General features: G+C 24.7%; 4 protein-coding genes and 1 pseudogene. All 5 read right to left on the bottom strand.

Features of this window, described 5'->3' with window-relative positions; genetic code table 11:
• On the bottom strand, positions 1-370 hold a 370-nt coding region (locus tag ACTT83_RS06185; RefSeq protein ID WP_440919213.1), incomplete at its 3' end, for a hypothetical protein.
• Positions 363-923, bottom strand: a complete 561-nt coding sequence (locus ACTT83_RS06190) for a cell division protein FtsQ/DivIB (protein ID WP_440919214.1) — start codon at positions 921-923, stop codon at positions 363-365. The genes ACTT83_RS06190 and ACTT83_RS06185, both read right to left, overlap by 8 nt.
• 88 nt (positions 924-1,011) lie before the next feature.
• Positions 1,012-1,924: pseudogene (locus ACTT83_RS06195) on the bottom strand (D-alanine--D-alanine ligase).
• 1 nt (position 1,925) lies between these two features.
• Positions 1,926-2,834 carry a UDP-N-acetylmuramate dehydrogenase gene (gene murB, locus ACTT83_RS06200; protein WP_440919215.1) on the bottom strand — a complete coding sequence of 303 codons (909 nt, stop codon included), beginning with the start codon at positions 2,832-2,834 and terminating at the stop codon, positions 1,926-1,928.
• A partial coding sequence (locus tag ACTT83_RS06205; RefSeq protein WP_440919216.1) for a glutamate ligase domain-containing protein occupies positions 2,834-3,489 on the bottom strand: 656 nt, incomplete at its 5' end. The genes murB and ACTT83_RS06205, both read right to left, overlap by 1 nt.

Genomic DNA, 3,489 nt, shown 5'->3' on the forward strand with positions numbered 1-3,489 from the left:
GTACAATTTTTTCATTTTGCAAATTCGATTGACATAAATTTTTTAAATCATTTAATGGATGAATTAGAGCCTTTGTGTTAATGAGATCTCCATTATTATCTTTTTTAATTGACAATTTTATTGAGTGAAATTCCTTACTATCTAAAATAACGTATACGTCTTCAATAAAACTATCTAATTTTTTTTCAATTTTAAATATGTTAGATTCTAAAAATTCGTCTAGTTTAGTAAATTTTAATTCTGTAGAATTTTCTTCTATTACTAGTTTTTCAGAAAAAATTTTTTCATTTGATAAAATTTCAGTAACATAAATGATGAATTGATTATGATCCAAATAAAGATATGTTTGGAAATCTACTTTTTTACTCATTTGTGACAATTTGATTTTTTTGACGTATATCCAAAATTTTTATATTACTGAATTCTATATCATTAAGTAATTCAATCGATAAATTTAATGACTCTTTAATTCCTGAAATAGGTAATTTTATTAAAACTCCTGAAATCATTTCAATATCCCATCTTCCAGAAGGGAAATGGTAAAAATTTTTTATGTTATTGTATTTAAAATTAGTTTGAAGAATAATACTTTTAAATTCTAAAAATTTTTCTGGTTCAAAGTTTCCAAATATAAAAGGTAAATTTTTAGAGTAGTCTTTTGTATTTATAAATTTTCCATTTGATCCAACCAAATAATTTTTTCCATTAATATTTGTTGATGCTAAAAAATTTGTTTTTTTAATTTTGATTTCAATAGACGATGGATATCTTTTAAACACTTCATATTCTTCAATAAAATTATTAGAGTTTAATATGTCTTTTATCTGAGATTTTTGAATAGATAATATGTTATTTAATTTTATTAAATTTGCAATTTTTAAAAATTCATTATCACTAAATTCTATCCCTTCTATATCAATCATATTGATTTTAAGAAGATCAAAATTTTTCAAATTTTTGTTATTAAAAGTGCTAAGAATAATTATTAAAGAAATATAAAAAATAATTTTCTTATTTATTTGTTGAAGCATCTTTTAAAATTAATTCAATAAGTTTAATAAAACTTATACCACGAAATGCAGCAATCTCAGGAACTAAAGAAAGTTTTGTCATTCCTGGCTGAGTATTAATTTCTAAAAGATAAAACTTACCCCTGTAATATTTAAAATCTGAACGGGTCACTCCTCGACAACCAATTAAATTGTGTGCTTTGGAAGAAATTTTCATTATTTGTTCATATTTTTTTTTTGATAAATCCACCGGTATAATATGTTCCGTTTTTGCTTTTGGATTATATTTTGCTTGATAATCATAAAATTTTCTTTTTGGTTTTAATTCAATTGCACCAAGTTTCTTAGAACCAATCATTGCAGCCTGTATCTCTCTACCAGGGATAAATTCTTCTATAATTATTTTTTTATAATCTTCTAAATACCTCAATTTTTTTTTGATATTTTTTTTTTGTACATATAAAAACATTAACGCTTGAACCTTCATTGATTGGTTTTATCACAACCGGAAATTTAAGTTTATTTTCAATGGTTCTCACAATATTTTTTTCATCTTTGTTGAATGAAAAGGTCAGGAATTTTGGAGTCAATATTTTATTCTTTATAAAAATCTTTTTTGATAACACTTTATCCATCGCTATTGATGAGGAAATTATACCTGAGTGAGTATAAGGAATTTTAAAACTCTCTAATATTGTTTGGATATAACCATCCTCACCAAACTGCCCATGCAACGCATTGAAAATTTTGTTTGGTTTAAATTTTTTAATAACCTCAAATAACTGAAAATTTGGTTCTGTTATTTTTACAAAATAATTATTTTTTTTTAGCTCCTTGGCTACTTGTTTTCCAGTATCTAGGCTAATTGGTCTCTCTTTTGAAATACCACCTGAAATTATTAATATTTTTTTCAATTTATTTTAAAATCTTAATTTCTTTTTCTAGTTTTATACCAGTTTTTTCTAAAACCTCTTTTGATACAAATTCAATTAAATTGTTCATATCATTAAAAGAAGCACTACCCTTATTTACAAAAAAATTACAATGTTTTTCTGAAATACAGGCATCCCCAAAACTTTTGTCTAGAGGAACTGACTCTTTAATTAGCTCCCAAACTTTCTTATTTGTTTGTGATTTAGGATTTTTAAAAGTGCTTCCAGAAGTTTTAATTCTGGTTGGTTGTGCTTTTTCTTTTTTTTTTACTAAATTCTCAATTTCATTTTTTATTTGAGAAGGACTGGACTTTGAACCTTTAAATGAAGCACTTAAAAAGATCAAATTATCAGATAAGTTACTTTTTCTATACTCAAAATTTATTTCTTTACTTGGAATAGTAACAATATTTCCAGATTTATCGATTGCTTGAACTGATATCAATATATCTTTAAATTCTTTGTTAAAACAACCTGCGTTCATTCTTATTCCACCCCCTATTGTGCCTGGTATACAAGATAAAAACTCAAATCCGCTAAGACTATTTTTTACAGCAAAATCTGATAGAGATTTATCAGTCACAGCACTTCCAGCAATTATCACATCATCTCCAAGAAGTGAGATGTTATTAAAATTTTTTCCTAATTTTATAACTATACCATCAAATAAATCATCAGATATTAAAGTGTTAGAACCTGCTCCAAGAATAAATATTTTTTCCTGATTATTTACTATTTTCAAAAATTTAATCAGTTCATGAAGATTGTTAGCTTTAAAGAAAACTTTTGTTTTTCCACCAATATTGAACCAATTTTTTTTTTTAAGATCGTACTCAAATCTTACATTTTCATCAAATTCTCCAAACAATGTTTTTAGTTGGTCCAATTTCATTATATTAATTTTGGGAGTTCTCTCATCCAATTAGAGATGGAACCTGCACCCATTCCGATTACGATTTTTTTTCCACTTATATTTCTTTTTACAAATTTAGCCAGTTGCAAATTATCATTAATTAAAAATAATTTTACTTCTGAATTTTTTATTATCTCCTTAGCAAAATTTATATAATTAAATCCTAATTTTATTTTTTCTCCTGCTGAATATACTGGGCATAAAACAACAATATCAGCATTCTTAAATGCAAAAGAGAATTCTTTTCTCAAATCTTTAAGTCTTGAGACTCTATGTGGTTGAAAAATACAAACTTTTTCATAATCTTTATAAACCTTGTTAACACCATCCAAAACTACTTTTATTTCAGTTGGATGATGAGCGTAATCATCATAAAAATCAATATTGTTGTGAGTAAATATTTTATTAAATCTTCTTTGAACACCCTTAAAATTTTTTAATCCTTTTTTTATATCAGAAATTGAAATACCAATCGTAATCGCAACTGCTGCAGCTGCAACAGAATTTCTTACATTATGAATACCTAGTAATGGTATTCTTATTCTTTTAATCTTTAATTTTTTCTTATTTGGGACATTTACAAATATGTCAAATTCTGTAAAGATTTTGTCTTGATTTATATTTTTAATAAAAA

The sequence above is a fragment of the Candidatus Pelagibacter sp. genome, assembly GCF_052049775.1.
Taxonomy (GTDB): domain Bacteria; phylum Pseudomonadota; class Alphaproteobacteria; order Pelagibacterales; family Pelagibacteraceae; genus Pelagibacter.

Coding starts and splice junctions, on each gene's coding strand:
- ACTT83_RS06190 (WP_440919214.1), bottom strand. CDS start 923: ATGATTGATATAGAAGGGATAGAATTTAGTGATAATGAATTTTTAAAA.
- murB (WP_440919215.1), bottom strand. CDS start 2,834: ATGAAATTGGACCAACTAAAAACATTGTTTGGAGAATTTGATGAAAAT.